We start from the raw sequence: 3,882 nt of genomic DNA, 5'->3' as shown, positions 1-3,882 counted from the left end.
CTGGGAGCGCGCTGTCCCGGCGGGGCGGTGGGGAGGGGCGACGTGCGCTGCATGGGGGCGCTGTCCTTGGCGACGGGCGCCGGCGCCCTGTGCGGGTTCGCGGCCTGCTATACGCTTGCGGGCCTCGCAGCCTTGGCCGGGTGTGCGGTGGGGAAGCTGAAGCTGGGCGACGGCATGCCCATGGCGCCGTTCCTCTCGGCATGGCTTGCCTGCGGCGCGGCGGTTGGCGCGGCATGGGCGTGAGCGCGCGATTGTGAGAAGGCAGGACCCGAACGGGCCTGCGAAAACGTGAGAGAAGGGAAGCTCCATCATGAAACAGGGAAAGAACCGGTCCTATCGGTGCTGCAAGCTTAGGGCGCTCGTCGTGCGCGGCGAGGAGAACGGCGGGTCCGAGATCGTGCAGACGGTCATCGTGCTCGGCTTCGCCGTCGGCCTGGGGGCGGCGCTCATGCTGCTGCAGGGCAACATCCAAACGGCCATCACCACCGCCGGCACGAACATCACCGACCTGTTCTCGAAGGTGACGAACGGTGCGGCGAAGTAGGAGTGCCAGCCGATCCGAGCGCGGCGGCAGCGTCGTGGTGGCCGTGGCGGCCATGCCGCTGCTGCTCGCGTTCCTGTTCGCGGCCATCGACCTGGGACGCGTCGCGTTCTTGGGCGCCGAGGCGAGCACGGCGGCCCATGCCGTTTGCCGGTGCGTGGAGGCGGCCCCTTCTGCGGCGGGCTCCCCGGACCGGTTGCGGGAGGCCGCCCTCGAGGCGGCGCCGTCGCTGGGCGCTGCGGAGCTGGAGCTGTCCGCGGCCGCCGAGGTGGGCGATGCCGTGGAGCGGGAGATCGCCTACCGGTTGCACGACGATGAGGACGGCTCGTTCGCCGTCCGTACCCTTCGTGCGCGCACGCGCTCGGTGGCGGTGGAACTCACCGTGCGAGCGCGCTACCTGACGCCGCTCGGCTCGCTGCTCTCCGAAAAGGGGGCCGATCCGGCGTTCGCGTGCACGGCCAGGGCGTGCGGGTCTATCGACGAGACGGCGCGGGGGGAGGCGGCATGAGGGCTTGGGGGGACGTTGGGAAGAGCGTTCGGTTCAAAGCCGGCGCCTCGGCAAGAGGCGGTTTGCGGGGGCGGCGCGCACCCGAGCGCGGGAGCGAGATCGTGCAGTCCGTGGTTGCGGTGCCGCTCGTGCTGCTCGTGGTGTTCGCGACCGTGCAGGCGGGCGGCATGATGCTCTCCGTCAACCGCCTGACGGCCGACCTCGCGCGCGCCTGCCGGCAGATGGACACGGCCGGGCTCGCCTTTGCCGTCGACCGCGAGCGGTTTGTGGCGGACGAGGTGCTGGGTGCGGCGACGCAGCTAAAGCCCGATCTGCTGACGGTTTTGCGCGTTCTTGGACGTGGTGGCCGTGGGGGCGATGAGGTTGTTCGCCCCGCCGCGGTCCAGGCCGCCCTCGCCCAGCACGACGGTGTCGCAGCGTGCGCCGTGGTCCTGGTACACGGCCCCGGGCATGATGCGCTCCGTGACGATGACGCCGCCGAGCACCGCGCCGCGCTCGTTGTACACCTTCACGACGTCGCCCGTCGAAAGTCCCAGCTTGCCCGCGTCCACGGGGTTCACCCATACCGGCTCGTACTTGTAGCCGTCGGGGCCCGTCACCTTGCAGGTCTCGATCTCGCGGAACCAGGTGACGTCGTCATGCTGCGCGTGCACGCGGAAGTGCGGGTGGTTCGAGACGAGCAGGAAGGGGTACTTCCGCCCGCGCTCCAGGTACTGGCGCTCCTGGTGGCCGGCGCCCTCGTCGATCCAGTGCGGGATGGGCCCGCGCTCGCGGTCGTCGGGGAAGTAGTGCGAGAGCGTGGTTGAGTAGTACTCCAGCTTGCCCGACGGCGTGCGCAGCGGGTGCCCCTCGGGGTCGTCGTGGAACTGGCGGATGCCGGCGGGGATGTCCTTCCAGTCCTCGCGCGTGGGGAAGGCATAGTACTGCCTCTCCTTGAACTCCTCGAACGTGAGGTCCTCGGGAACGCCGCTCGTCTCGAAGCCTACCTTGATCCACTCGTCGTCGGTCTTGCCGCCCAGGTACTTGTCCAGCATGCCCTCGTAGACGCCGCCGTACTGCTCGAGCGCGCGGGCAACCTCGGCGACGACCTCCTTGTCGGACTTCGACTCGCCGATGGGCTGGATGGCTTGGCGCTCGTAGAACACGACGTTCCACTGGCCGGAATCGCAGTCGGTGCCGATGTCCTCCGTCTCGAACTTCGTGTTGGAGGGCAGGATGATATCGGCGAACAGGGTGTCGTTCTCCATCCAGGGATGCTGCACGACCACGCACTCGATGGACTCGTGGCGCAGGGCGTCCTGCATCTTGAAGCCGCCGTTCCAGCAGGTCTCCCAGCAGGGGGAGTCCGACCACACCATATGGATGCGGCTGCCGCCCTCGGGCGGGAACGTGTAGGGCCCGTCGAACTGGTCCTCGCGCGGGAAGCCGGCCGCGATATGCCCGTACCACTGCACGGGCGGGTTCATGATGGCCTCGGGAATCATGGTCTTGGGGATGAAGCTGGCCTTCGTGCCGGTCACGTAGCCGCGGTAGGCGGCGCCGAGGCTGGGTATGTGCACCGAGGGCGGCAGCGGATCGAGCGTGGGGATGCCGAACAGCGTCCACTCCATGAACTTGAACTGGTTCGCGCCGGGCTTGCCGACGCCCTGCATGCCGAGCAGCGCCACCTCGAGGCGCGCGGGCTCGTGCGCGAAGCAGGAGCGGATAAACGATCCGCCGTTGCAGTGCGCGATGGACACGGCGTGCGCGGCCCAGTAGCGGGCGAGGGCCTTGATGGTGTAGGAGGGCACGCCGCAAATGCGCTCGGCCCACTTCGGGGTCTTCGGCACGCCGTCCTCGCCGCCCAGCACGTAGTGCCTGAAGTTCTCGAAGCCCACGGCATGCGTGTCGAGGTAGGCCTGGTCGTAGGTGCCCTCCTTGATCCACGTGTAGGCAATGGCCAGCTGCAGCGCGGCGTCGGTGTTGGGCAGCACGGGAATCCACTTGTCGGCGTGCACGGCGTTGGTGTAGTTCACGTCGGGCGAGATGTGTATCTGCTTGATGCCGAGCTCGGTGAACCAGTAGCACAGGCGGCTCGCCATGTAGCCGCCCCAGCCGAGCGGCGTGGTCTCGGGGTCGCAGCCCCAGAAGAGCACCGCGTCGCCGTGCTCCGAGATATCCTTGATGACGTTGTTCTGCTGGTTCTGCTGGCCGAGCGGGTCCATGCCCCAGACGTGCTTGGCGCCCCAGTACCAGCCCTCCCAGCTATCGGGCTGGCGGGCCTGCAGGGTGAAGCCGCCGCAGAGGTCGAGGAGCTGGGTGATGCAGCCGTGCGCTGCGTGGACGACCTTCGTCTCGCCGTGGCCGTCGATCTCGCACAGGATGGCCTCGGGGCTGTACTCGTCGTGCATGCGCTTGATCTCGCCGGCCACGATCTGCGCGGCCTCGTCCCAGCTGATGCGCTCGTAGCCGCTCGTGCCGCGCGTCTCGGGGTGCCGCTCGCCGTTCGGGTCCCAGTCCACGCGCCTCATCGGATAGGGAATGCGGTTCTTCGAGTACACGCGCTTCTTGTAGCACAGCGACAGCGGCGAGATGAGCGTCTTGAAGCCCGGCTCGAAGGTCTTGCCGCGCGCCTCGAGCTTCCAGGCGTTCAGCTCCTCGGGCGTCTGGTGCTCGTCGAAGTGGAACGGGCGGATGCGCAGGATCTTGTCCTGCTCCTCGTCGATGTCGACCGTGCACGCGTTCGCGCCGAGCCCGAAGCTGTCGAAGCCCAGGCCCTTCACGATGGGCGTGCCCTTCACGTTGGTGGTCATGCGTTGCTCTCCTCTCCTCTTGGCTTCCCTTCGAAACCTTC

At 68.3% G+C, this 3,882-nt stretch carries 3 protein-coding genes and 1 pseudogene; 3 read left to right on the top strand and 1 reads right to left on the bottom strand.

Annotation, left to right across the window (positions count from 1 at the left end; genetic code table 11):
• The 3 genes and pseudogenes from GPA_RS19285 to GPA_RS11730 all read left to right on the top strand — a co-directional run.
• A pseudogene (locus tag GPA_RS19285) lies at window positions 1–243 on the top strand (hypothetical protein); the annotation flags it as partial.
• Window positions 244–310: 67 nt separating this feature from the next.
• Window positions 311–544: a hypothetical protein gene (locus GPA_RS11735; RefSeq protein ID WP_015539996.1), complete on the top strand. Its 234-nt coding sequence runs from the start codon at window positions 311–313 to the stop codon at window positions 542–544.
• A complete protein-coding gene (locus GPA_RS11730; RefSeq protein ID WP_147274495.1) occupies window positions 531–1,049 on the top strand; it encodes a hypothetical protein in 519 nt (172 codons plus the stop codon). Before GPA_RS11735 ends, GPA_RS11730 begins: the two co-directional genes overlap by 14 nt.
• A gap of 299 nt (window positions 1,050–1,348) precedes the next feature.
• Here GPA_RS11730 and GPA_RS11725 read toward each other — a convergent pair whose 3' ends face one another.
• The gene (locus GPA_RS11725; protein ID WP_015539995.1) at window positions 1,349–3,841 is read right to left on the bottom strand and encodes a molybdopterin-dependent oxidoreductase; all 2,493 of its coding nucleotides are present in this window, start codon (window positions 3,839–3,841) and stop codon (window positions 1,349–1,351) included.
• Window positions 3,842–3,882: the final 41 nt, after the last annotated feature.

Source organism: Gordonibacter pamelaeae 7-10-1-b, from assembly GCF_000210055.1.
Lineage (GTDB): Bacteria > Actinomycetota > Coriobacteriia > Coriobacteriales > Eggerthellaceae > Gordonibacter > Gordonibacter pamelaeae.
The sequence above is the reverse complement of the archived record's forward strand: the minus strand, read 5'-3'. Positions and strand labels throughout refer to the sequence as shown.